This is a genomic window from Brevundimonas sp. GW821-FHT12E07 (assembly GCF_058807035.1).
In genome coordinates, this window is sequence record NZ_JBXAQH010000004.1 from 213,736 (window position 1) to 237,585 (window position 23,850).

18 protein-coding genes and 1 pseudogene are annotated in these 23,850 nt (G+C 68.1%); 3 read left to right on the top strand and 16 right to left on the bottom strand.

Going from position 1 to position 23,850, the window contains the following annotated elements; genetic code table 11:
* Positions 1-90: 90 nt before the first annotated feature.
* Positions 91-7,776, bottom strand: coding sequence for a hypothetical protein (locus AC1ROD_RS15990; RefSeq protein WP_492949257.1), 7,686 nt, complete (start codon positions 7,774-7,776; stop codon positions 91-93).
* Positions 7,777-8,007: 231 nt separating this feature from the next.
* Here AC1ROD_RS15990 and AC1ROD_RS15995 point away from each other — a divergent pair.
* Positions 8,008-8,277: pseudogene (locus tag AC1ROD_RS15995) on the top strand (tyrosine-type recombinase/integrase); the annotation flags it as partial.
* A 56-nt stretch (positions 8,278-8,333) separates the two neighbouring features.
* Here the strand turns inward: AC1ROD_RS15995 and AC1ROD_RS16000 are convergent.
* The 12 genes from AC1ROD_RS16000 to AC1ROD_RS16055 all read right to left on the bottom strand — a co-directional run bounded on the left by AC1ROD_RS16000 (position 8,334) and on the right by AC1ROD_RS16055 (position 19,566).
* Positions 8,334-8,597 (bottom strand): hypothetical protein, encoded by a 264-nt coding sequence (locus tag AC1ROD_RS16000; RefSeq protein ID WP_492949258.1) that lies wholly within the window; start codon positions 8,595-8,597, stop codon positions 8,334-8,336.
* Between the two features lie 247 nt (positions 8,598-8,844).
* Positions 8,845-10,500, bottom strand: a complete 1,656-nt coding sequence (locus tag AC1ROD_RS16005) for an ATP-binding protein (RefSeq protein ID WP_492949259.1) — start codon at positions 10,498-10,500, stop codon at positions 8,845-8,847.
* A complete protein-coding gene (locus AC1ROD_RS16010) occupies positions 10,497-10,820 on the bottom strand; it encodes a circadian clock KaiB family protein (RefSeq protein WP_492949260.1) in 324 nt (107 codons plus the stop codon). Before AC1ROD_RS16010 ends, AC1ROD_RS16005 begins: the two co-directional genes overlap by 4 nt.
* A gap of 3 nt (positions 10,821-10,823) precedes the next feature.
* Positions 10,824-11,150: a circadian clock KaiB family protein gene (locus AC1ROD_RS16015; RefSeq protein ID WP_492949261.1), complete on the bottom strand. Its 327-nt coding sequence runs from the start codon at positions 11,148-11,150 to the stop codon at positions 10,824-10,826.
* Complete coding sequence (gene kaiC, locus AC1ROD_RS16020) at positions 11,147-12,868, bottom strand: circadian clock protein KaiC (protein ID WP_492949262.1); 1,722 nt, start codon at positions 12,866-12,868, stop codon at positions 11,147-11,149. The genes AC1ROD_RS16015 and kaiC overlap by 4 nt, the downstream gene beginning before the upstream one ends.
* 337 nt (positions 12,869-13,205) lie before the next feature.
* Complete coding sequence (locus AC1ROD_RS16025; protein ID WP_492949263.1) at positions 13,206-14,456, bottom strand: hypothetical protein; 1,251 nt, start codon at positions 14,454-14,456, stop codon at positions 13,206-13,208.
* A gap of 112 nt (positions 14,457-14,568) precedes the next feature.
* Positions 14,569-14,763 carry a hypothetical protein gene (locus AC1ROD_RS16030; RefSeq protein WP_492949264.1) on the bottom strand — a complete coding sequence of 65 codons (195 nt, stop codon included), beginning with the start codon at positions 14,761-14,763 and terminating at the stop codon, positions 14,569-14,571.
* Positions 14,764-14,778: 15 nt separating this feature from the next.
* On the bottom strand, positions 14,779-15,240 hold the full coding sequence (locus AC1ROD_RS16035) for a spore coat protein U domain-containing protein (protein ID WP_492949265.1): 462 nt from the start codon (positions 15,238-15,240) through the stop codon (positions 14,779-14,781).
* On the bottom strand, positions 15,228-17,594 hold the full coding sequence (locus AC1ROD_RS16040; RefSeq protein WP_492949266.1) for a fimbria/pilus outer membrane usher protein: 2,367 nt from the start codon (positions 17,592-17,594) through the stop codon (positions 15,228-15,230). Before AC1ROD_RS16040 ends, AC1ROD_RS16035 begins: the two co-directional genes overlap by 13 nt.
* Positions 17,575-18,291 (bottom strand): fimbrial biogenesis chaperone, encoded by a 717-nt coding sequence (locus tag AC1ROD_RS16045; RefSeq protein WP_492949267.1) that lies wholly within the window; start codon positions 18,289-18,291, stop codon positions 17,575-17,577. Before AC1ROD_RS16045 ends, AC1ROD_RS16040 begins: the two co-directional genes overlap by 20 nt.
* A gap of 8 nt (positions 18,292-18,299) precedes the next feature.
* Complete coding sequence (locus AC1ROD_RS16050; RefSeq protein ID WP_492949268.1) at positions 18,300-18,773, bottom strand: Csu type fimbrial protein; 474 nt, start codon at positions 18,771-18,773, stop codon at positions 18,300-18,302.
* Between the two features lie 421 nt (positions 18,774-19,194).
* Positions 19,195-19,566, bottom strand: coding sequence for a DUF1622 domain-containing protein (locus AC1ROD_RS16055; RefSeq protein ID WP_492949269.1), 372 nt, complete (start codon positions 19,564-19,566; stop codon positions 19,195-19,197).
* A 173-nt stretch (positions 19,567-19,739) separates the two neighbouring features.
* Between AC1ROD_RS16055 and AC1ROD_RS16060 the strand changes: the two genes are divergently transcribed.
* Positions 19,740-20,213 (top strand): DUF202 domain-containing protein, encoded by a 474-nt coding sequence (locus AC1ROD_RS16060; protein ID WP_492949270.1) that lies wholly within the window; start codon positions 19,740-19,742, stop codon positions 20,211-20,213.
* Positions 20,214-20,367: 154 nt separating this feature from the next.
* Here the strand turns inward: AC1ROD_RS16060 and AC1ROD_RS16065 are convergent, their stop codons facing one another.
* The gene (locus tag AC1ROD_RS16065; protein ID WP_492949271.1) at positions 20,368-20,610 is read right to left on the bottom strand and encodes an SHOCT domain-containing protein; all 243 of its coding nucleotides are present in this window, start codon (positions 20,608-20,610) and stop codon (positions 20,368-20,370) included.
* A gap of 212 nt (positions 20,611-20,822) precedes the next feature.
* On the opposite strand from AC1ROD_RS16065, the gene AC1ROD_RS16070 reads away from it, so the two are divergent.
* A complete protein-coding gene (locus AC1ROD_RS16070; RefSeq protein WP_492949272.1) occupies positions 20,823-21,698 on the top strand; it encodes a bestrophin-like domain in 876 nt (291 codons plus the stop codon).
* Between the two features lie 18 nt (positions 21,699-21,716).
* On the opposite strand, the gene AC1ROD_RS16075 is transcribed toward AC1ROD_RS16070, so the two are convergent.
* Positions 21,717-22,634 (bottom strand): HAD family hydrolase, encoded by a 918-nt coding sequence (locus AC1ROD_RS16075; protein WP_492949273.1) that lies wholly within the window; start codon positions 22,632-22,634, stop codon positions 21,717-21,719.
* A 110-nt stretch (positions 22,635-22,744) separates the two neighbouring features.
* Positions 22,745-23,845: a sensor histidine kinase gene (locus AC1ROD_RS16080; protein ID WP_492949274.1), complete on the bottom strand. Its 1,101-nt coding sequence runs from the start codon at positions 23,843-23,845 to the stop codon at positions 22,745-22,747.
* Between the last annotated feature and the right edge of the window lie 5 nt (positions 23,846-23,850).

Below are 23,850 nucleotides of genomic sequence, written 5' to 3' on the forward strand. Positions count from 1 at the left end.
CCGCAGGGCGCTCACGGAGCCCTGCCGATCAACAAGAAAAAGGCCGCGTCTCGCAAGAGACGCGACCCTTCCGCCCGTTATGCGTCGGGATCAGTAGCGCAGGCGCATGCCGACCGAAGCGCCGATGGCGCGGGTCTCGTCGCTGTAGCGGCCGGTGACATCGCCGAAGACTGTCCAGCCGTTGACCGACTGGCTGGTCAGGCCGGCCTTGACCTCGCCGTAGGCGTTGTCGAACTGATCGGGGACCCGCAGGTCCGGACCGGCGCTGCCGACCGTGGCCACGTTCTCCGACAGGGCCTCGCCGACGGCGCGGACCGAGACGTTGTAGCGGGTCGTCCAGCTTCCGCCGATCGACGTATCGCCCGAGACGCGCGCGCCCAGCGAGGGACGCAGGCTTTCGCCGTCCTCGAAGCGGAAGGTCGAACCCGCCGCGACGAAGTCGTCCACCGAAGTGTTGACGTAGGCGAGAGCCGCCGTCGGCTCGATGACCGTGCCCATGATGAAGGGGGCCCGGAAGCCCGCCTCGACCGTGGCGCCCACAGACGTGATGTCCGTGTCCGCATGGGTGAAGCCGGACAGGCGAGGGGCCTTGATCTCGGCGTTCAGCTGATTGGCGCCGACCGTGCCCGCGACGAACCAGCCGCCGCGAACGAAGGTGGCGTAGGCGCCGGCCGACCACCCGTCCATGTCGATGGATGTCGACTGTTTGTCGAAGTCGGCGCTGGAGTTCACGTAACCGACCGAGGCGCCGAAGACGACGTCGCCGTCCATCATCGGGCGCACCGCATCGATGCCGATCGTCGCCGAGGTCAGGTCCTGGCCGTAGGAGGCGTCATAGTGCTTCACGCCGACCAGGGTCGGTTCGTAGCGGTCGACCTCGCGGGCGGTGTGCGTGCCCTGGACATCGACCCAGAAGCCGCCGGCGCGTTCGCCGGCCGCCAGTTGGTCGCGGACCTCGGCCTGACGGGCCGCGCGCGGCGCCGTCTCGTACCAGGCGGCCTGGGCCTGTGAGGCCAGGGTCGAGAACTGGTAGGCCTGGACCTTGGGCAGGCTGACGAGGACCGTCTGGCCCGCAGCGTTGACGCCCAGCTGGCTGAAGAACAGGCCCGGCTTCTCGATCGCGCCGCCGAAGGTTCCGGCGGCGTAGAAGCTGGAGGCGCTGTCGATGACGAAATCACCGGCGTGGGTGGCGCCGTTGACCACCACGATGCCGGTCGGGTTGTAGGCGCCGAAGCCGGTCGTCGTATCGCGGATCGCCACAGAGGTGACGCCCGAGGTCGCGCCCACGGTCAGGACGTCGGAACGGCCGCCGGGAACGATGGCCGTGTCGATCAGCAGGCGCGCGCCCGTGGTGGCGACATAGTTCGCGCCCGTGGCGACGATCGCATCGCCGAGGACGCCGTTCATCAGGTTCAGCGAGCCGGCGTTGTTGAACGTCGTCAGGCTGGTCAGGAAGAAGCTTGAGCCGCTGGCCGTGACCGGGCTGAAGCCGACGAAGATCTGGCCGTTGTTGTTGAAGACGTTGGTTCCGCCGCGGAAATCGAAGTTGGTGACGGTTCCCACGGTCACCAGCTGGCCGGCGTTGGTGAAGGTGTCATTGCCGGCGCTGAAGACCGAGAGGCCGCCGGTCTGGAAGGTCGTGCCGGCTCCGCCCGCGATCTGGCCGGTATTGGCGCCGGTCAGGGCCGAGAAGTCGATCTGACCGGAGATGACACCGGAGTTGTTGACGACGACCGAGCCGCCGGTGGCGCGGATGGCGGTGGTGAACGGCGAGCCGCTGACCGCCTGGACCGTCGCGCCTTGCGCCACATTGATCGTCGAGCTGGTGCCCGAGGCGGTGTTCAGCTGGATGACCGAGTCCGTCGCGCTGTTGACGCGACCGGCGACGACGGCGCCGGAGGCGATGGTGATCGTCCCGCCGCCGGCCGAGTTCGCCAGGATGGCCGGGCCGCCCGCCGAAACGACGTTGCCACGAACGTTCAGGTTCAGGCCGCCCGTGCCGGACGAAACGTCGATCGCCGGGCCGCTGCCCGAGGTGACCGCGCCCGTATTGGTGACGGCGGTCGAGCCCGAGCCGGTCGAGGTGGCCACGATGCCCGAGGTGGCGCCGGAGACCGCGCCGCCCGCCGTGACGACGACCGGGCCATTCCCGCTGACGGCCTGGAGGCCGATGCCGCTGAGGCCGGTGATGGTCGTGCCGGGCGCCGAGGTGACGGTGACCGCGCCGTTGCCGGTCGAGGCGACGTAGACGCCCTGACCGCCTTCAACGAGGCCGCCCGTCGCCGTGTAGGAGACCGGGCCCGCCCCCTGGACCACAACGCCGTAGGCGCCGGGGTCGATGACGCCGCTGGAGGTCACGTTCACCGCGCCGGTCCCGCTGTTGACGGCGTAGATGCCAGCGCTCTGCAGACCCGTACCCGCCGAGATGTAGATGCCGCCCGTCGAGTTGATGTTCAGCGCACCGGAGCCCGAGGCGATGCTGGCGTAGATGCCGGTGCCGACGGTGTTGCCGGCGCCCGCCGAGCCGATCGAACCGGCCTGGTTGATGGTGATGGCTCCGGTCTGGGTGACCGCCTGGATACCGACCGCAGCGCCCGGAGCGATCGTGCCGCCCGCCGCCGTATTGATCGTCACCGTTCCCGAGGTGGTGGTGGCGCTGATGCCGACGTTGGAGGCGTTGATCGCGCCCCCGGAGGTGATGGCGATATTGCCGCTGTTCGACGCGCCGCTCACAGAGGCGACGATGCCGTTGGCGACCCGGTTGGCGCCGGCGCCGCCGATCTGGGCCAGGTTGTTGATCGTGATGTTGTTGGCGCCGGTCGCGGCCGTGGCGTTGGCGAAGATGCCGGCGCCGCCGATGGCGCTGAGGGTTCCCAGCGCGGCCGTGTTGATCGTGGTCGAGCCCAGGCCGTTCAGGTTGGCGTTGATCGCGATCTGGCCGGCGCCGCCGGAGACGACGCCCGCGTTGGTCGTGATCGCGATGCCCGAACGGGCCGTCGTGCCGGCGCTGGACACGTCGATGCCACGATAGGTGCCGCTGATGCCGCCCGCCGCCGTGTTGACGGTCACGAGCGAGTCACCGCGTCCGTCGGCGAAGATGGCGTCCCAGGTTCCGTTCGTCCCCGAGAAGGTGGTGACGTTGCGGGCGTTGATCGTGATGTCCCCGCCGACCGTCTGGGCGCTGATGCCCGATCCGCCGGTCGAGGTGATCGAGTCCGTGCTGGTGATCGAGATCGTGTTGGCCGCCAGGGCGCCGTTGTTGACGGCGACGATGCCGAAGCCCGAGGCCGCATTGATCGGGGCGGCGACGTTCACGACGACCGCGCCGTTGGGGTTCGCGCCCTGGCTGGCGGCGACGATGCCGCGCGTTCCGGCGTTGACGCCGTTGGCGTAGACCGAGACGTCGCCCTGGCTGGTGGCGAAAATCCCCGTCGCGCCCGCCGAGACGGCGCCGAGGCGCTGGTTGGCGCTGCCGATCCGGGTCGCGCCCGTGCCGATATTGGCCGCATCCACGCCGTTGGCGCCCGCGCCCGAAATGATGTTGGCGACGTTGTTGATGCTGATGCTGCCGGCGCCGGAGTTGTTGGCGGCGATGCCGACGCCCAGGGCGTTGATCGCGCCGGTTCCGTTGATGGTGATCGCGCCGCCCGCGGCATAGGCTTCGACGCCGCGTCCGGCGGCGGCGGTGACGCCGGCCGTGTTGATGGCGATATTGCCCGCGCCCGTAGTCTGACCATAGACGCCGCCCGCGGCGCCGCCGGTGACCAGGCCCGTCGAGGTCAGGCTGACGTTACCGCCCGAGGACAGGCCCAGCACGCCGAAGCCGCTGGTCGCCGAAGCGTCCAGGACATTGCGCGAGCCACCCGTCTGGTAGGTGACGCCCGTGCCGCCTGCAGCAGTGACCGCGCCGGTGGAAATGGTGACGGCGCCGCCCGACTGGCCGAAGACCGCCGGACCGTTCGACGAGGTGACGCCCGCGGTGCGCAGGTCGACCGCGCCGTTACCGGCGACCGTGCCGACCACGCCGCCGATGCCGCCCGACACCTGGCCGCGCGCATCGATCAGGATGCCGCCGCCGTTGGTGTGGCCGTAGATACCGTACTGGTTCGTGCCGGTGACGGCCGCCGCCGAGGCGATGTTGATCCCGCCCGTCGCGCCGTCCGAGAGGGCGTAGATGCCATCCCAGCCACGGACGGTTCCCAGCGCATTGATGCTGATCAGGCCGTTGGTGTCCGACTCGGCGAAGATCGCGCTGTTGGACGACAGGGTCTGGGACGCCGTCGACAGAACAGCGCCGCTGGTGGTGATGTTGATGTCGCCGCCGACCGTCTGGGCGCTGATGGCGGTGCGACCCGTGCCGGTGACGGCGCCGGTGTTGATGGTCAGGCTGTTGGCGTTCAGCGAACCGTTGTTGACGCCGATGATGCCCCAGGAGTTGAGGCCCACGACCGGACCGGTGACGTCGATCAGCACCTTGCCGTTCGGGTTGGCGTACTGGTTGGCCGCCACGATGCCGCGCGTGCCGCCCGAGACCGAGGAGGCGTAGACGGTGACGTCGCCGGCGCCGAAGGCGGTGATGCCGGTGCCGGTCGCGCCGTTGGCGGTGACCGCGCCGATGCGGTTCGTCGCCGAGCCGACGGTGACGGCGCCGAGGCCGGTGGTGGCCACGGCGATGCCGTTGGCGCTGGTGCTGGTCACCGGACCCGAGGCGAGGACCGAGATGGTCCCGGCGCCCGCGGTGGTGGCCTGGATGCCGAAGGAGGCGGCCGAGACCGCGCCGTTGGCGGTGATGGCGATGGATCCGTCGAGCGCATTGGCGCCGATGCCGCGTCCGGCCGCGGCGGTGACGCCCGCTGTGGTGATGGTCACGCCGCTGCCCGAGGCCGAGGTCTGGCCCAGGACGCCGCCCGCCGCGCCGCCGGTCACCAGACCATTGGCGTTGACGTTGATCGGCCCGCCGGTGGAAACGGCGGCGATCCCGAAGCCGGAGTCGATCGTGGCGTCGGTGACGATGTTGTTGGTGATGGTCGCGCCCGTGCCGCCCGAGGAGGTCACAGCCCCGGTGGTCACATTCACCGCGCCCGCGCCGCTGGCGAAGACGCCCGCGCCGTTGGTGGCCGTGACCGCGCCGAGACGGGTCGTCTGGCCGATGTTGATTGCGCCCGAACCGTCGGTGGTGGCGTAGACGCCCTGTTTGCCGGTGACGGTCGAGGCGCTGTCGAAGCTGAGAGCGCCGCCCGTTCCGGCGTTGGAGGCCTGCAGGAAGACGCCGCGCAGCCCGCCCGTGACCGGTCCGGTCGAGGTCACACTGATCGCGCCGCCGTTCGCCGACAGGGCGCTGATGCCGTTGTAGTCGGAGCCGCCGACCGAGTTGGCCGTGACCGCGCCGGTGGTGACCGTGGTCGCGCCGCCGTTGGCCGAGGTCAGGATGCCCGTGCCGCCCGTCGCGACGACGTTCGCCGCCCGCACGGTGATGGTGTTGCCGGCGAGAGTTCCGAAATTGTTGGTGTTGATGCCGTTGCCGGCGAGCGAGGTGACCGTGCCGGCCGCATCGATGACGACAGCGCCGTTGGTCATGCTGTTGGCGACGATGCCGCGCGTCGCGCCGCTGACGGCGTTGGCGTAGACATTCACATCGCCGGCGCCCTGGGTCGTGATCCCCACGCCGTTCGTGCCGACCACCGAACCCAGGCGGGTCGTGGACGAGCCGAGATTGATGCCGCCGGTTCCGGCGCTGACGGCCCGGATACCTTCATAGCCGGTGACGGCGCCGGTGTTGACGGTCAGGGCGCCGCCGACGCCCGCATCGTAGCTCTGGATGTCCACGCCGCGATACGAGGCATTGATCGTCCCGGTCGACACCGAGATGGCGCCGTCGTTGGACTCGGCGAAGACGCCGGTCCAGCCGTTGTTGTTGCCGTAGGCCGCCGTGATGTTCCCGGCGATGATCGAGGTCGCGCCGCCATTCGCGTGGCTGTAGATCGCCGATCCGCCGGTCGAGTTCACGTCCGCTGCGCGAACGGTCACGGTGTTGGCGGCGAGCGCGCCGTTGTTGATGATGGTGACGCCCTGGCCGTTGCCTGCGGTCACTGTGCCGTTGACGTCGATCAGGACTGCACCGTTGACCTGGAAGCCGCCACCCGAGTCCTGGTTGGAGGCGAGGACGCCACGGCCCGCGCCGGTGACGGTTCCGGCATAGATCGAGATGTCGCCGCCCGAGGCCACGAAGATGCCGTTGGAGCCGCCGGTGACGGTCCCCACGCGTTGGTTGGCCGTGCCGACGGTCGCCGAGCCGAGGCCGACGTTGCGGCTGTCGATGCCGCTCAGGGTTCCGCCGCTGACGGGGCCGGTCGCGCTGATGGTGGTCGCGCCCGCTCCGGCGCTGACGGCGTAGATGCCGCCCTGGGCGCCCGAGATCGCGCCGGTCGTGGCGATGTTGATCGCGCCGGTCGTGGTCGTGGCGTTGATCGCCCGGTCGTTCGGAGCGTTGACGGCGGCGGTGTTGATCGTCACCGAACCGGCGCCGCCCGCCACGATGCCGACGACGCCGCCCGTGGTCGTTCCCGCCAGATTGATGTCGATCGCGCCGCCGGCCGAGGTGCGCGCATCGACGGCGCGCGTATTGCCGATGATGGCCGAACCGGCGTCCAGCGCCCGGATGGCGATGGCGCCCGACGTCGCGTTGGCGGTGACGCCCGTGGCGCCGCGCACCGTGTTGGCGCCGTTCAGGGTGTAGTCGACGTTGCCGGCCTGGCCCGACAGATAGACGGCGTCGAAGCTGGTCGAGGTGACCGCAGTGGTGCCGACGGTGACCGTGCCCGCGCTCGTGGTCGAGGCATAGACGCCGTTCTGGCCGCCCGTGATCGCGGCGGTCGCGTCGACGGCGACATTGCCGCCCTGCGAGGTCGCATTGACGCCGCGCACCGTCGGGGCGGTGGTCCCGCCGATGACGCCGCCGACGTTGACGTCGACCGAACCCGCGCCGTTCGAGAAGGCGTTGATGCCGATCTGGCCGCCGTCGATCGTGCCGCCGGCGCCCGTGGTGATGCTGATCGCGCCGGGCGTGGCGCCGTTGGCGAAGGCGCTGATGCCGGTGGCGTTGCTCTGGGTCAGGCTGATCGCGGTGGTCACGCCAGCGCCCTGGCCGATGGTGATCGTCCCGCCGTTGCTCTGGGTCGAGATACCGTAGCCGCCGGCGGTGATCGTGCCGCCGGTCGAGTTGACCAGCACCGTACCGGTCGCGCCGAAGCTGCCCGCGAACAGGGCGATGGTGTTGGCGGTGATGGCGTTGGCGCCGTTCAGCAGGCTGACGTTGGCGGCGTTGCTGTTGACCGACAGGGCCGCGCCATTGCCTGCTGCCGCGAAGGTCGAACCGCCAGTGCTGGCGTCGATCGTGACGTCATACGCCTGGCCGTACAGGCTGACGGCGGTGGCGGCCGACTGGATGCTGGATCCGGACAGGATGTTGACGATCAGCGGGTTGGTCGCGCCGTTCTGGAGATTGGCGGTGAAGCTGGTCTGGTTCGCCGAGAGGCGGCTGTCGATGACCGTCCCGGTCAGGGTGACGATGTCGCCGTTGGCGCCATAGACCGCGACGCCCGAGTTCGCGCCGCCGTCCGAGATGGAGCCGGTCAGGGTGGTGATCGCGCCTGCGGTCAGGGCCTGTCCGGGTGCGCCGACCTCGGTCTGCTGGGCATGGGCGACGGGCGCAATGGCGGCGAGCACCAGCACGGACGCACTGGTCATCATCGCCGCAGAACGGCGCGTCTTGGACATGATCACTTTGGAAAAATCCCTGGCGCCTGGAACATTTCCGGCGCGAAACATTGATGGCTTACGCTATCGACGTCGAAATAAATGGTTGATTTTCTTATCGTTCCAGAATTGGGACGTGTGTCTGTCGACGGCTACGCGACAATATGGCGGTCTGCCAGCACCAGGCGGAGGTGATGCTTGAGTTCAGGCTTGCCGACGACGCCCGGCCCAAGCCGGACTAAAGGGGCTTCATTCCCGAGCCGGAGCCGGGACGGGAGCCACATCGGGACACGACAATACGCGCGTCTGGTTGATCAATGGGTCCAGGCCATATCGTTGGACCCCGCAGGATACGGAACTCACAGCCTGCGCCGTACCAAGGTTGCCCTGATCTACAAAAAGACCGGGAACCTGCGCGCATGTCAGTTGCTGCTCGGGCACGGCAAACTCGAGAGCACCGTGCGGTACTTGGGCATCGAAGTGGATGATGCACTCGAGATTTCTGAGCAGATCGACCTCTGACGTCAGACGCCTAACCGGATGTTGGCTGAGGCCGAGAAGGGTGGGAAGCGGACTAGTCAGTCAGCATCAAAGTAGATGGTTTCGCCGATGCGGGCGTCTGCCTTTGCGCGTCCAATCTGCTGGACGACGTATGATCTCCAATCGGGGGAGTTGAGGTCTGCCGGAAGAAGCGAGAACTCCATTGAAGGTCTGGTCGATTTCTCTGCGATGAACAGGCACTCGTAGCCATAGCGAAACACTGGATTGGCGACCCTTCGCTTCCCGATCTCATCGACGATGTCATCGGCAGGGATCGCGTCAGGATAGTGCTCTTTGGTCATGGAGCCATTATTCCCAGACCCGTAGGTTCGCCACAAGCGGAGGAAGCCGAACGCCCGCAACGGGTCGGAAGCAGTCGGCGCACCGCGTCCGTTTTGCGGACGCAAGCCAATGACTGCTCTTGGCGCCCAGTAGTCCGTAATGGCCGCACGGGCGCGCCTGGACGAGAATCCGTTCGTCGATCTGCTGTTTGAAGCGCCGAGTGCGGCGGCGCGCGACCGGAGATCGGACGCCCTCCTGCGATCAGTTTTAATTCTCCAGAAGCGCGATCGCCTCGGCAAGGTCCTGGAGACGGTAGGGCTTGGGCAGGAGCGCCATGCGAGCGGATTCGATCTCCGCCCTGACCACCTCGGCGAACCCGCTGGTCAGGAGAACGGGCAGATCCGGCCGCCGCGATCGAAGTTCACGCGCTAGCTCCACGCCGTTCATACCGCCTGGCATCATCACATCGGAGAAGACCAGATCGATGCTCCGGCCATCGGCCAAGGCCCCGAGGGCTGCAGCCGCATGTGACACGCGCAGCACGTCATAACCCAGTTGAACCAGCATCCCCTCGACCAGGTCGGCGACTTCAGGGTCATCCTCGACGAGAAGGGCCGTGCCACGTGCGCGAGGGGGACCTTCCACCAGCGCAGAGCCATGATCTGCCAGACTGGCCCGGGCCAAGGGCTCCTTGAAGGAGCGAGGCAGACAGATGGTGATGGTCGTGCCCACCCCGACTTCGCTGTCGATGGTCAGCTCCCCCCCGGACTCGCGGGCGAAACCATAGGCCTGGGCCAGGCCGAGTCCCGAGCCCTTGCCGACCTCCTTTGTCGTGAAGAAGGGCTCGAATGCGCGGGCGATGACGGCCTCGGACATGCCGGACCCTGTGTCAGAAACCGTGATGCACACGAACTCGCCCGACAGCGCGTCCCCATCCTGGGCAAAGACGCGGTTGTGTCCGCCGATGGTGATGACGCCGCCGTCCGCCATCGCGTCGCGGGCGTTGACCGCGAGGTTCAGGACGACCAGCTCCAGTTCGGTCGGGTCGGCGAAGACGGGCCAAAGCCCATCCTCGAAATCTGTCGTGACCTGAACCGCGCCGCTCAAAGAGCGATCCAGCAACTCGCGCATGTCCCCGACCTGACGGGCGGCGTCGATGGGCTCCGGGTGAAGCGCATGACGCCGTGAGAAGGCCAGCAACTGCCGGGTCAGACCGGCTCCACGTTGCACGGCATTGCGCATGCCGGCGACAAGACGTTGCTGCTTCTCGGCGTCGGGGTCACGCGCCAGCATGTCCAGGCCGCCGGAGATCACCATCAGCAGATTGTTGAAGTCATGGGCGACGCCGCCCGTCAGTTGACCTACGGCCTCCATCTTCTGGCTTTGGCGCAGCAGTCCCTCGGTCCGGCGCTGTTCGGTCAGGTCGGTGACCACGCAGCACAGGGCGCCGGGAGGGCTGCCGGGCGACTGGTCGCCGAGGCGAGAGAAGGTGAATTGGGCCGGTCGCACAACGCCGTCGCCGCCCAGCACGGCGATCTCGCCGCGCGCTGTTCCGGCGGCGATCAGACCGGCAAGAAGGTCGCGATCCTCTTCCATCACGAACTGGGTGAGCGACGAGCCGACAATCCGCGCGGCCTCCACGCCGATCAGTCCGGCCAGGCGACGGTTGCAGTAAAGCACCATCCCGTCGGCGGTCAGCGTCAGGGCGCCTTCCTGCATCTCCTCGACGAGGATGCGATAGGATTGGTCGGCGGTCTCGAGCGTGTAGATCTGCGGCTGGCCATCCTCGCCGCCGATAACGACGGCGTCGACGTCGCCGGAGCGGATCGCCTCCAGGGTCTCTTCGGCTTCGCGCAGGCGGTCGCGCAGATCCGCGTTCTCGGCCTCGAGATCGGTTCTGGAGCTGTGGGGTTCCTGGCTCATCGGCCGCCTTCCTTCGGAAGCGGCGGCAGGCCGAGGCCCGACAACAGGCGGCCACGATCCGACAGGTCGCCAATGATGCGTCTGACGGGGGCGGGAGCGAGTTTGATCAGGGTGGGGGCCGCCAGAATCTGGTGCTCTCGGGCAGCCTCGGGATCCTTGTAGATGTCTACAACTTCGAGGTCGTATCGGCCCGGCAGTTGCTCGTCGCAGATCCGGCGAAGGTTGGCGATGGCCTTGGCCGACCGCGTAGTGGTTCCCGTCACATAAAGGCGCAGGGCGTATTCCGCGGCCGGCGCGTCATGGGGCGGGAGAATGGCCATCGGCTAGTCGGCGGGACGCAGATCGAGGCCGACCAACACCCGTTCGCTGTCCGAAAGATTGCCAATGATCCGCTTCAGGGGCGGGGGAAGCCGGCGCACCAGGGTCGGCACCGCCAGAATCTGATCGCCGGCGGCGAGCTGCGGGTGCTCCAGCAGGTCCACCACCTCGATCCGGTAACGCCCGGCGAGATGTTCCTCGCAGATGGACTTGAGGTTGGCGAGCGCGGCGGTGGATTTGGGAGTCTGGCCAGCGACATAGAGGCGCAGATTATAGTGGCCGTCGTCGACGGTGAGTTCGTCGTCTTCGCCGCTGTAGTTCGTATGCGTCATTCCGGGGCCCCGCGACCGAGCGCCATCGTCGCCCGATCATCTGTGATTGAGCGCTCTCGCGCCTCATCCTGTTCCACGGCTTCGCGCGCGGCTTCTTCCTCCGCCTCGAGTTCGGCCTGTATTTCCGCGATCCGCCGCTCGGCGGCCTTGCGCTTGCGTTCGATCGAACGGAGCCGGCGCCGGGTTTCCAGAGCGCGACGGACGGTATCCTCGCGGTCGGCCGCTTCCTGCTGCACGCGGGCCGAACCGGTCAGGACCCCGGCGCTGCCGAGGTAGGCGTCGATCAGGTCGATGCCGTGGTCGGTCAGCTGGTATTCGCGCACCTGGTTGGAATGGCTCATGCCCCGCGATTTCAGGACATAGAGGCCGCGGTTGCGTTCGCCGTTGGTTTCCAACTGAACCAGCGACAGCCAGGTGTCCATCAGCGAGGACATGCCCACATCCGTCGCATCCGCGATCTGACCGCCCGAGACCAGATTGGTCAGCAGGGCGGTGATGCCGCGGCTCTTCAGCAGGTCGATAACCCGCAGCAGGGCGGAATGGACTTCGCCCTGTTCGCCTTTCAGCGAGGAGATCGGGTCCAGCACCACGGCTGATGGTTGGAAGGTCTCGATGTCGCGATACATGCGCGCCAGATGCATCTCCAGGCCGAACAGGCTGGGGCGCGCGGCCTCAAACCTGAGGAGGCCCTGATCGACCCAGGGCTGAAGGTTCAGGCCGACGGAGCGCATGTTGCGGATGATCTGGGCGGGGGATTCTTCAAAAGCGAAATACAGGCACCGCTCGCCACGCCGGCAGGCCGCTTCGACGAAATGAGCGGCGAGACTGGTCTTGCCGGTGCCCGCCGTGCCGGAGATCAGGATGCTGGAGCCGCGATAGAAGCCGCCGGCGCCAAGCATGGCGTCAAGTCCTGTGACGCCCGTCGAGACCGTCTCGTCCGAGGTCTCATGAGCCAGACCCGCCGAGGTGATCGGCAGCACGGAAATGCCGTCGGCGTCGATCAGGAACGGATATTCGTTCGTCCCATGGGCGGAACCCCGGTATTTGACGATCCGGACACGGCGCGTCGAAATCTGGTGATCGACCCGGTTGTCCAGGAGGACGACGCAGTCCGAGACGTACTCTTCCAGACCGTACCGGGTCAGGGCGCCTTCGCCCCGTTCGGCGGTGATGACGGCGGTGACGCCCTGATCCTTCAACCAGCCGAACAGACGGCGCAGTTCGGCGCGAAGCAGCGCGCTGTCACCGAGGCCTGCAAACAGCACTTCCAGGGTGTCCAGCACGACACGCTTGGCGCCGACGGTCTTGATCGCATGGCCAAGGCGGACAAACAGGCCTTCGAGGTCATACTCGCCGGACTCCTCGATTTCGCTCTTCTCGACCCGGACATAGTCCATGGCGATGCGCTTGTCGGAGACAAGCTGGTCGAGATCGTAGCCCAGGGAGGCGACGTTCTCGACGATGTCGGCGCTGGTCTCTTCGAAGCTCATGAATACGCCCGGCTCATCGTAGAGCGTGGCGCCGTTCACGAGCACGGTCATGGCCAGCAGCGTCTTGCCGCAGCCCGGGCCGCCGCAAATCAGTGTCGGGCGACCGGCGGGAAGGCCGCCGAAGGTAATCTCATCGAATCCGGCGATACCGGTCGCAGCCTTGCTGATCTGATTGATTGACCCGCTTCCGGGGTTCAGAGGCGATGGGCCGCGGGTCACGTCGTTCATCGGGTCGCTTCACGGGTTCACAGCGCAAAGGGCGCGAGCGGACCATGGGCGACTGCCCGGACATGTGCAACACAATCAAGGGCCTGAAGGCCGAGTTTGATCAAGGGCAAGGCTTTAGGCGCCAGGCTTGTTCACCGTCCTGGCAGGTGATCGTGCCGCGACCGCTTCGATCGCACATTGCGCAGTCTTGGGGGGGATCGCCAATGTCCGCCTATGGCGCAAACCTGACCTTCAGACTTCCCATCGAGAGGCTAGCCCCACGATGGGAAGCCTTCGATCAACGCCGCTTCACAGGCCGGCTTCGTCTGAGACGCACGGCCCCGGGCCTCAATCCCCGTCAGTCCATGCCGAACGACCAGGCGTGGCCGAACTGCAGGTACCAGATGAAGCCGTCCGGGCCCCAGGCGAAGTCGGCGCCGGCGTCCATGCCCAGCCTGCGGGCGAGGCGATAGCGGAAGCCGACGCCGCCGGCCCAGATGTCGCCTGAGTCCGAGAAGACATGCCGGTCGCCGCTGTCGGCGGCGCCGTATCCGGCGAAGGCCAGCAATGACCAGCGCGGCGAGACCTGCCACGTCGTCTCGACCTCGGTGCTGACGGCCGTCATGCCCTGATATTCGGCGGCCTGAACGCCGCGCAGGCTGACGGCCGGGGCGTAGAAGAAGGGGAAGTCGTCGCGGATCGCATCGACCTCGACCTTGGCGCCGTAGCGGACAGGGCCGCGGCCCTTGCCGAAGACGTACAGATGGGCGCCGTAAACCTCATAGTCGCGGTCGCTGCCGAAGACCTCGCGGTTGAACTTGCCCTCAAGAGAGGCATTGACGCCGCGCGTCGGGGTGATGGGGTTGTCGCGGCTGTCGAAGTGAAAGCCCAGGCCAAGCGCGCCAGTTTGCAGGGTTTGGCCGAAGTCGTCCGCGAGGTCCTCCGGCAGGAAGCTGGTGTTGATCGAGGACGTCAGCTTGCGGAAGTCGAAGGTCGGACCGAACGAGAAGCGGTCGTCGCGCAAATGCCAGAGCGCCGAGCCGACGATCCCGTAGTCGTACTGGCTGGTGTATTCGACGCCGCCCGGCGCGAAGGCGGGATAGGTGTCGAGGGTGATCTCGCCATGTCCGACGCCGAAACGGTAGTTCAACCGCCCGTCGAAGGCATAGCCGCTCTGGAAATAGCCGACGCCGTTGGAGCCGTTGCCGGTCTTGAAGGCGGCGATCACGTGCCGGGTGACCTGGCGCGGGTGTTCCGGATTGACCTTGAAGAAGGCCAGGGCCACGCCGCCGCCGCCGTCCACCGCCGGTTCGGTGATGATGATCGGCACGGGGATGAAGCCGCCCTTCGACAGGAAGGCCGAGAAGTCGAGATAGTGGTCTTCCGGGTCGATGAACTGACCGAAGAAGCCGGGTTTGACGGGCTGGGGAGCGGGTGGGGCGGCCTGCGGGGCCGGGTCCGACGCGGCCTCCACTGACGGGGCGGCGACCGAAGGCGCGAGAGGATCGGAGGCCCGGGCGGAATTCGGTTGGGCCGCGAGGGCGACGAAGACGGCGCCGCCGAAGACGGCGAGGGCGATCCATCGGGTCCGGGTCTGTCTGCGGCGCACGATCGCGGTCCCTTCCTGTCCGGCGCCACTCTGGGGCGGCGACCCTCAGGGCGGCATCCGGGAAAACCCCCGGCTCCGGGCAGGGGATTGCCGGTGGGAAGGGAACGGCGAACTAGAAGCTGTAGGTCACGCGCCCGGCTTCGCGAACGAGCCGGGGCGGGGCGTCGCGCGAGCCGCGGCAGGCGGCGCCGGAGGCCGACAGGACGCAGGTCTGCGCGACCCGCACCCGCACCAGCATCGTGCCGGTGTGGGCGAGCGGAGCGGCGTGCGCGGTCTGGAGCGCGGCGAGGAGCAGGATCGAAACCATCTCCCCCGACCAAACCTAGAACGCGACCTCGATCAAGAGGGTATCGGAGTAGTCGCCCGCCGGAACCCGCTGTCCCGGCGCGATCGCTCCGAAGATGGCCCAGGTCCCGATGCCGAAGGCGCGGGTGCGCGGCGGCGGCAGGGGCGTCGTGCCCGCGGTCCCGTCGCCCAGCACGCGGCGTCGGGCGGAGTCGACATAGAGGTTGTAGTGCAACTCGGCCGAACCCGAGGTCATAGTGCGGTCGATATAGTTCCCGGATCCTCCGGCGCTGAGGGTGACCCGGGGAACGCCGCCCGCGCCGCCGCCCGGACAGATGACGTCGATCCGCCCGATGCTGGTCACAGGGCTGCGGTCCAGGCTGCGATAGGGGGCGAAGACCAGGCCGGTCACATTGATCCGGCAGATCGCGGTCTGGGCCAACGCGGGCAGGGGCGTCAGGGCGACTCCGGCGGCCAGAAGGACGGTCAGGACACGCATGGATAGGGTCCCATCCGGGGTTGCGAACCTTGCGCTTCCGGAACGGTGAAACGGGCGTCGCAGCCGCCGTCGCGCCAGCGCACTTCGAGCCGGTTCTCGCCGACGGTCAGACCGCGCACATAGATCTCGCCGCCGAAGCCCATGGGGGCCTCGAAATCCTGTCCCGCCAGCCGGACGGTCGCGCCCGCCGGCGGTGGCGTTCCGTCGGGGCCGATCAGCACAATGATGGCCGACCGCGCGCGGGTCACGACGAAGTTGGCCACGACGCCCGCGCCGCTGCGGGGCGCGACCCGCTGGGTGCTGTCGGTCAGGGCGGCGTCGATGGGCAGGTCGGTCGCGTCCAGAGAGAGGGCGTTGGGCAGCCAGGACTGCAGGTCGGGCACCAGCAGTCGTCCCGACCGCCCCGTGCGGCCCACGGGCCGGTTCTCCAGCGCAACGCGGACGCCCGGCGTCCCTGCGGTGTCGACCACCGCGAAGCCGTCGCTGATCCGGCCGGCGAGGAAGGCCTGGCCGCCCATCAGCACCAGCGACTGGGCGAGGCCGCCCTGAAAGCCGGTCGAGTCGTCGAGCCGCGTCGCCCGTACGAACAGCTCGGCCCGGGCGCCGCGCCAGCTGGCGTTGGCGTCCGCCATTGTGGCCTCGTCCTGACCTGAGACGGCGGCCATCTGCCAGGAGAGGCGGTTGTCGAACCCCTGGCCCTGAAGCTGGACCTCGCTCTCGGGTGCGCCGTCGCGCCAGCTTTGCTCGGCGAAGCCCTGGGCGTGCTGACCCAGCGGCAGGCTCAGCGACAGCATGGCGCCCCAAGCCCCTGTTTCGGTGTCGCTATAGGCCGAGGCCGAGAGACGGACCGTTCGCCGCCGCCCGAGATCCGCGCCCCAGGTTCCCGAGACGACGCTGGTCAGGGCGTGATCGCCGGTCCGCTCGCGCGCATAGACCAGATTGACCTGCCCCCAAGGGCCCAGATTGTAGCCCGCCGACGCCGTCGCCCGCTCCTGAATGCGCGAATAGCCGAACCAGGCGGCCAGGTCGGTGAAGCCATAGTTGTAGACATAGGTCGCCGAGGCGTTGAAGCGGGCGGTCTGGCGCGAGGCGCCGACATAATAGGCCCAGCCTTCCTCCGCGCCGGCCTGCCCTCCCATCAGGGCGCCTTCGACGGTGATGAAGCGGCCGAGCGCCGCGGCCGCTCCCAGGCTCCCGGCCCAATAGCCCTCAGCCGCCGTGGCATAGCCTCTCAGGGTGACCGCGTCGTTGACGCCATAGGCGCCGCTGCCCGAGGCGAAGCCGGGGCCGTAGTCGTTGCTGAACAGATTGTAATTCTGGCGCGGGAAGCCGGCCTCGATGGAGAACGCGCTGCGGCCCTTCGCCAGCAGATCGGCGCCCGCGTAGAAGGGCAGGTCGACCTCTATGCGACGTCCGGACCGGTCGATGATGACGGCGCTGATCGTATTGGCGCCGCTGACGATCGGCAGGTCGCTGAGCCGCACGGGGCCGGGGACCACGGCGTTCGAATAGCGCTGCACCCCGTTGACGAAGACATCGACGGTCGAGGGGACCGACACCTCCTGCGTCAGGGTCGGTACGGGGGAGGTGATGATGTCCGGCCGCAGGCTGAAGTCGCTGCCCCACTGCAGACCGCCGAAGCGCAGGGTGCGGGTCCATTGCGGCCCAACAGTGAAGGAGTCGCCCAGCCGCAGCCGCCGACTGTGGGCGGGATCGTCAAAGTCGAGGTGGGTCTCCAGCCGCACGAACCGGGTCTCCTCGTTCGGGGCGCCGTAGACGACGCCACCGCTGAAGGCCGTGAACCGCGGGGAGAAGAGGCGGGCGTCCAGATTGACCGAGAAATTGCGCCCGAACAGGGGATCGTCCTCACGCGGGGACCACTGGCCGAAGGCGTCCCAGGCCAGCATCGCCCCCCAGTTGGCGCGGGCTTCGACCGGGGCGATGCCGGGCGCCACACGCAGCTCGGTGGTCTTCAGCAGGCGCGGCTCGGCGAGAAGGTCGATCGTCTGGGCGGACTGATCGATGGTCCAGCTGAGCCCCCGGACTCCGTCCAGCCAGACCCAGCGCTCGGCGCCGATGGGGGCGGTCAGGGCAGGATCGAGCACGAAGCCGAGGCCGTCGAACTGTTCGGCCGGGATGCGCAGGCGGCCCTCTTCAACAACGAAGCGCGCCACCAGACCCAGCGGCCAGTGGTTGACGCTGACGTCGAGCAGATAGGTCGCCCCTGATGCCTGTCGCACGTCTTGCTGGGTGGACGGCGTGAGATCGGGCTGCTGCGCCCGCGCGGTCGGCGCGGCGGACAGGGTGGTCAGCAGAAGCGAGAGCAGGGCCGTCTCATGGCGCGAGCGGAACATCGGCGCGGACCTCGCCGAACTCGCCTTCGCCCGTGATCGTCAGCGATTGCGTTTCGCCGGGCACGCCCTCGATCGTCCAGACCCGCTGCGCCCCGGCCAGAACATAGCCTTCGATGGCGTCGCCCATGGGCTGACCTCCGGCGCTGAGGGCGGCGCCGACCAGCCGTTCGTGAGCCGCGCCGTCGTTGACCGCGGTCAGGGTCACCGTGCTTCCGCTTCGGACCGCGGTCCACTGAAGCCTCGGCCGGTCGGTGATGGCGGTGGTGACGAAGACGGGGACCAGGGCGCGAACCGCGGTGCGCACGCCCGCGCCGCTGGGGGATTGATCGCTGGGGATCTGGTCGATCACCAGCCGGAAGGCCCGCTCGCGGTCGGCGGCCGGCAGGTTCTCGATCACCAGCCGGATCACCTGGGACTCGCCGGGCGCCAGGGAGGCCTGCGGCGGGCTGGCCAGCAGGACGGTGGAGGGGGCGTATTGATCGGTCCCGTCCGACTGGCTCCAGTCCATCGCCCGGATCTGGATGTTGGCGGGCGTGTCGTTGGAGTTGCGGATGGTCAGGGTCGTCGTCCGCTCGGACCCGATCATCTGCAGGCGCGTCGGCCCGATCTCGATCGAGTCCGCCAAGGCGGAGGAGGACGCCAGCAGCGCCGCGAGGGCTCCGATGACCAGAGGGGCAAGGATCGGGGCGCGTGTCATGGGAGCTCCTAGAACTGGACGGTCACCCGGACCATGTCGACATAGTTGCCTGCCGGAACGACCTGTCCCGCAGGGGTCTGGCCGTAGACGGTGTAGGTCACCGTCTGGCCGGTGTTTTCCTGCCCGGACAGCTGCCAGGCCGCGCCGGCGGTGTTGATCGGATCCTGAAGGGCCGCGTCGCGGAAGACCTGATAGTTGAGGTTGGCCGGGCCGCTCATGCGCCGGGCCTGGGGATTGCCCGAGCCGCCGCCGTCCAGGCTGACCGTCGCCGCCGATCCGGGTGTGCAGCGCACCGTCACCACGGTCGTCGCCGTCGACGCCGCGGCGGAGCTGTAGACGCCGAAATTGAGATCCTGGGCGGTCACCTGGCAGTCGGCCACCACCTGGGCGCGGACCGCGAACTGGGCCGTCTTGGTCTGGGCCAGGGCCATGCCGGGGGCGATGGTCGCCGCAAGAAGAACAGGCAGCCAAATCAATCGCATCGCAGCCTCCCGACGTTGGAAGTCCGGATGTTAGCCATGACCCGTCGGGGGCCTATCGGCACAAACCCTGACCGGCGAGAAGGTGTCGGGGAGGGGCTGTGAAGCGGCCGCGTCGCTTCCGGGCGCCGGGGCCATCGGAAATCTCGGGGTTCGCGGCGCCGAATATCAGGGTTCGACCGGATGGGTTTGGGCGCGAAATGGGTGTCTTCTGATCTTGCCCGACAGCCCGGTAGCCCCCCAACCGCCGGATGACGTCGGGTCCCGGAACGCCCCAACTCCCGGGCGCACTCGGCCCCGCGTTCTCCGACGCGGGGTCGTTTTCTTTTGGCCATGCTCCCGCGGTTCGCAATCCGCAGGTCAGACGCAAAACGGCCCCGCGCTGGAAGACGCGGGGCCGTTCGTCGGCGGCGCGGTGTCGATCTCAATTCTGGATAGCCGGCGCTCCGATCTCGGGAGCCGCGGTCGTTTCGCGCATGGCGTCCAGATCCCGCTCCAGGAAGAAGTTGAGCAGGGTCCGGATGGCGGCGATGGCGGCCAGCTGACCGATATCGGTCCAGTTCGGCGCGACGGCCGTGTCGGCGATGTCGGCCGCCAGGGCGAACTCCAGCGCCAGCATCAGCCAGACGGCAAGGGCGATCCACGGCTGTTTGAAGGCGATGCCGGGACTGCCCTTGATCAGGGGCGTGACGCACAGGATCCCGGCCTTGATCGCCCCGATCGCCACGCAGAGGACGGCGAGAAACTCGCATCCCAAGGACACGAAGCCCGCGATTTCCTTGAAGTAGCTTTCCATCCGTCACCTCCGGCGAGGCGAAGGACACCAGCGTTTCGGTCCGGTGGGGATCGGGTCAAACCCGGCAAGGCGTCTGCGTGGACGGAAGCCAACTGGGCAAAAGACCTGATCGTCAGGGCAGGGTGGGGAGGATTGGATGGCGGGGCGTCAACCGCTCAACCCGCGAGGCCTCCATGTCCGACAAACCCGTAGACGACAGCCAATTCATCGCCGGCTCGCCCTCGGTGGAGCTGTCCTCCAACCGCACCAGCCTGTCGTTCGAGCGGACGCGGATGAGCGCGGACCGGACCCTGATGTCGATCGTGCGCACGTCTCTGTCACTGATCAGCTTCGGCTTCACCATCTTCGAGGCGTTCCGGCAGTTGCAGAAGTCCGGCGCCGTGCCGAGCATCAGCTCGGCACCCCGCAACCTGGGTCTGGCCCTGGTGGCGCTCGGCGTCCTGCTGCTGGTCATGGGCATCGTTTCCCACATGCATTTCGGGCGGGAGCTGAACGGGCGGCGCGAGCGGCTCTACGGCGAGAAGCTGCTCCACAGCGACATTCACTATTCGGCGACGCCGACCTTCATCATCGCCTTCCTGCTGCTGGCGGTGGGGGTGGTGTCCGGGATCTTCATGGCGGCCCGACCCTTGATCGGCGGGCACTGACCGGGTTCCCGGCTTTCGCGGATCGCCGGCTCGCGATGGGCGAAGGCCGGGGCCCCGCAGAAGGACAGGGACAGGATCGAGACCGCGCAGAGGCCGAGGCGGTGAAGGCTCATGCGACGCCGTCGGCGCATCCGGTCAGGTTTCGTGTCCACGCCTAGTTGTGGCGCAGGATTTCGCGGCGCTTGGCGTCGTATTCGTGCTGGCTGATGACGCCGGCGTCGAGGGCGGCCTTCAGGTCGATCAGTTGCTGACCGGTGGTCTGGGTCTCGATGGCGGTGGTGGCGCCGCCGCCGCCGCAGGCCGCGAGGCTGAGCGACAGGGCGCCCACGGCCAGGGCGATGGCGAGGGGGGCGATGACGACGGGCGCCGAGATCAGGGAAGGAGTCAGTCGGGGCATGATGGTCTCTCCAAGCGGAGGCTCAGACTGCGTCCATCGGCCCTGAACGGCACTCAGGTCTAACCCGCAACGCTTGTCGGGGAGGCGATCCGCTCCAGGGCAGTGGGGAAGGGCGGCGAGGGAAGGGCGTGATGCGGGTTCTCTAGGGAATCCAACCGATAGGCGCCTGCCGCCCCCAACCGCCACCATAGCGGTGACGGAGGGCCCGACACATGACCAACACCTTGACCGGCGTGCTGGACGCGACCCCGCTGTGGGTCATCGGGATCGGCCTGCTTCTGTCCATGGCGGCTTCAGCGGCGGTCGGCTGGGTCATCCGGCAACGTCTCGTCGCGGCCTCGGGCGATGACGAAGACGCCGGGGAAGGCTCAGGACAGGAGGGCTATATCGTCTCCGGCGTGCTCGGCCTTCTGGCCCTGCTGCTGGGCTTCACCTTCTCGCTGGCGATCGAACGCTATGAAGGTCGCCGCGCCCTGGTGCTGGAAGAGGCCAACGACATCGGCACCGCCTATCTGCGCGCCCAGATCCTGCCGTCGCCGCACCGCGAGCGGGTCAGCAATGTCCTGGTCGTCTACACCAACAACCGGATCGCCCTGGCCGAGGCGCAGGGGGCGGGGACCAAGCGCGACGCCCTCGTCCAGCAGAACGACAGGTTGCTGACCGACCTCTGGGCGGAGACGGTCGCGGTCATCCCGAGCATCCGCGACGCCGAGTTCTCGGGACCGTTCATCGAGTCCGTGAACGCGGTCATCGACATGGATACCGCCCGCAAGGTCGCGCGGGGGCTGCATGTGCCGTCCGAGGTCTTCCTGCTGCTGCTGGTCTACCAGATCGTCAGCGCCGGGGTGCTGGGCTTCGTCCTTTACGGGCGTCACGGCATCGCCCTGGCCACCATGCTGTGCCTGCTCTTCACCCTGTCGCTGCTGTTGATCATGGACGTCGATCGTCCGACCTCGGGCGGGGTGCGGGAGTCGCAGAAGCCGATGTTGCTGTTGAAGGACTCACTCGCCAGCCAGCCGCCCGCGGTCTTCAATCGCACCGTCGAAGGGGCGGCGCCGCCGCAGCTGGCCGATCCGGCCGCCTTCTGAGCAGGACGCCCGGCGGCCTCAGGCGAAGACGTTCTTCCAGTCCCGGGCCATGGACACGACGGTCAGCCCCAGTTCCCGCGCGTGGTCCAGCCCTTCGATGAGGGGGCTGAGCTGGTTCTCGCGGTCATAGGCCGCCTCGCGAAAGGCGTCGTCGTGATGCAGCAGCAGCGCCAGCCCCGGCGTCAGGCCGCCCATGGTGTAGCGCAGCATGGGAAGGTCGCTGTCCGAACTGCCGAAGGCCAGGATCGGCCGGCGCCCGATATGGTCGGCGATGGTCTCGACCTTGGCCTCGGCGTCGTTGAACAGCCGCACAGTCGGCAGTTTGCACAGCACCGAGCCGCCGAAAGCGTCGAAGCGTTGCTCGATCCCGTTTGAACTGCCGATGACCTGCTCCGGCGGGACGCCGTAGAGGCGCTGGGAGAAGGTGCGGATGAAGTCGACGCCGCCGGCCGAGACGATCCACGACCTGAAGCCGTTGGCGCGCAGATAGTGCAGGAGTTCGAGCTGGGGCTGGTAGACCAGATTGGCGCACAGCCGGACCAGGGCGGGGTTCGGCGTGACCTCCAGCCAAGCCCGGACCCGGGTCTCGAACTCCGGCAGGGTCAGGCCGGCGTCGATCAGGGCCATGGCCTCGAAGATCGCACGCTTGCCGAGGCGGTGGGCGGCGGCGGGATCCCGCTCCAGCAGGGTCCGAAACGGCTCCCGATCGCGCAGCGAGGGCGCGCTCTCGGCCAGCTTCTCCAGGCTTTCGCGGGCGAACAGGGTCTGAACCGTGGTCGGCTGTTCGCACCACAGCGCGCCGTCGTGGCCGAAGACCGCGATCCGGTCCTCCTGGGCGACGAAGTGGGCGCTCGACGGATCGGTCGTCAACGCGACGAAGTTCAGGATGGCGCTTCGGGCGGCGTCATCTCTCCAGGAGGGGAGAACTGCGGGCATGGCGGCTTCCAGACAATTTGAGCGACCACACCACAGGACCGACGCCCGGGGCATCAGGTCAGACCCTAGCGCCCGGCTCCCGGATGCCCGGCTCCTGGATGCCCGGTGGGTCAGGCCCGGCGCGACCGCCGCGGAGCCGTCACGGAGACACTGACGCCCCGGCCGTTGGAGTCCATGCGCATCGCCCCGCCCAGGGAGGTGATGCGCGACCGCATGCTGGCGATGCCCACGCCGCCGCCCTTCATTGCGAGAGCCAGCTGGGCGCTGTTCATGCCCCGTCCGTCATCGGTGATCACGAGGCTGACCTCGGTCGGTTCGGCGACCAGCGCGACATTGACCACCGTCGCCTGGGCGTGCCGATGGACGTTCATCAAGGCCTCCTGCGCGATGCGGAACAGGGCGACCTCGGTGTCAAACGGCAGGAAGGCGCCGTTCAGGCGAATATCCATGTCGATGGCCAGGCCGGTGCGGCGTGCGAAGCCCTGCGCGAATCGCCGCAGCGTCTGCTCCAGTCCCTGTTCCTCGATGCTGGGCGGATGCAGCAGGAAGGCGAAGGTGCGCATCTCGTTCTGCACCGAGCTCAGGGTTTCGCGCATCTCCCGCACGATCGCCTCATTGGGCCCTTCGGGTTTGCCCTCCAGGGATCCCAGCAACATGTCGAGCGCGACCAGATGCTGGATGGTCGAATCGTGGAGCTCGCGCCCGATGCGGCGGCGCTCGGCCTCCTCGGCGTGGATGATCCGCCGTTCCAGGTCCTTGATCAGGGCAGGCGCGTAGTCCGCCGTGACCTCGACGGCCGCGCCGATGATCTGTCGGGCGCGGGCTTCGCCCGGCCGCGCGAGCAGACGGGACCGGAAATGCAGCCAGCAGAGCCTGTCGTCGTCCTGGGCGATGGAGATGACCATGTCGGCCATCTCGCCCGGCGGCAGCTCGTGCAGCTTCTTCAGATGGGCATTGAGGATGGTGACGTCCGACGGGGTCAACCGACGCCGCAGCCCGCCGAACCGGAAGGCCCCGCCGGTGGGAACCAGCAGCCGCTCCAGGAAGGCGTCGATATACTTCGGCCGACCGCTCTCCAGGTCCAGGATATAGGCCATGCCCGGCGACAGGCCGGGACCGTGGTGGTGATCCACGACCGGCGGCGGGCGCGTTTCCTCGACGTCGTAAGACGGCGAAAGGGTCGCGCGGGTTCGGGTATCGGCCCCTGACAAAGCCG

Bases quoted from the DNA above. Each gene is read 5' to 3' on its own strand.
- AC1ROD_RS15990 (WP_492949257.1), bottom strand. From the start codon at position 7,776: ATGTCCAAGACGCGCCGTTCTGCGGCGATGATGACCAGTGCGTCCGTG.
- AC1ROD_RS16000 (WP_492949258.1), bottom strand. From the start codon at position 8,597: ATGACCAAAGAGCACTATCCTGACGCGATCCCTGCCGATGACATCGTC.
- AC1ROD_RS16005 (WP_492949259.1), bottom strand. From the start codon at position 10,500: ATGAGCCAGGAACCCCACAGCTCCAGAACCGATCTCGAGGCCGAGAAC.
- AC1ROD_RS16010 (WP_492949260.1), bottom strand. From the start codon at position 10,820: ATGGCCATTCTCCCGCCCCATGACGCGCCGGCCGCGGAATACGCCCTG.
- AC1ROD_RS16015 (WP_492949261.1), bottom strand. From the start codon at position 11,150: ATGACGCATACGAACTACAGCGGCGAAGACGACGAACTCACCGTCGAC.
- kaiC (WP_492949262.1), bottom strand. From the start codon at position 12,868: ATGAACGACGTGACCCGCGGCCCATCGCCTCTGAACCCCGGAAGCGGG.
- AC1ROD_RS16030 (WP_492949264.1), bottom strand. From the start codon at position 14,763: ATGGTTTCGATCCTGCTCCTCGCCGCGCTCCAGACCGCGCACGCCGCT.
- AC1ROD_RS16035 (WP_492949265.1), bottom strand. From the start codon at position 15,240: ATGCGTGTCCTGACCGTCCTTCTGGCCGCCGGAGTCGCCCTGACGCCC.
- AC1ROD_RS16040 (WP_492949266.1), bottom strand. From the start codon at position 17,594: ATGTTCCGCTCGCGCCATGAGACGGCCCTGCTCTCGCTTCTGCTGACC.
- AC1ROD_RS16045 (WP_492949267.1), bottom strand. From the start codon at position 18,291: ATGACACGCGCCCCGATCCTTGCCCCTCTGGTCATCGGAGCCCTCGCG.
- AC1ROD_RS16050 (WP_492949268.1), bottom strand. From the start codon at position 18,773: ATGCGATTGATTTGGCTGCCTGTTCTTCTTGCGGCGACCATCGCCCCC.
- AC1ROD_RS16055 (WP_492949269.1), bottom strand. From the start codon at position 19,566: ATGGAAAGCTACTTCAAGGAAATCGCGGGCTTCGTGTCCTTGGGATGC.
- AC1ROD_RS16060 (WP_492949270.1), top strand. From the start codon at position 19,740: ATGTCCGACAAACCCGTAGACGACAGCCAATTCATCGCCGGCTCGCCC.
- AC1ROD_RS16065 (WP_492949271.1), bottom strand. From the start codon at position 20,610: ATGCCCCGACTGACTCCTTCCCTGATCTCGGCGCCCGTCGTCATCGCC.
- AC1ROD_RS16070 (WP_492949272.1), top strand. From the start codon at position 20,823: ATGACCAACACCTTGACCGGCGTGCTGGACGCGACCCCGCTGTGGGTC.
- AC1ROD_RS16075 (WP_492949273.1), bottom strand. From the start codon at position 22,634: ATGCCCGCAGTTCTCCCCTCCTGGAGAGATGACGCCGCCCGAAGCGCC.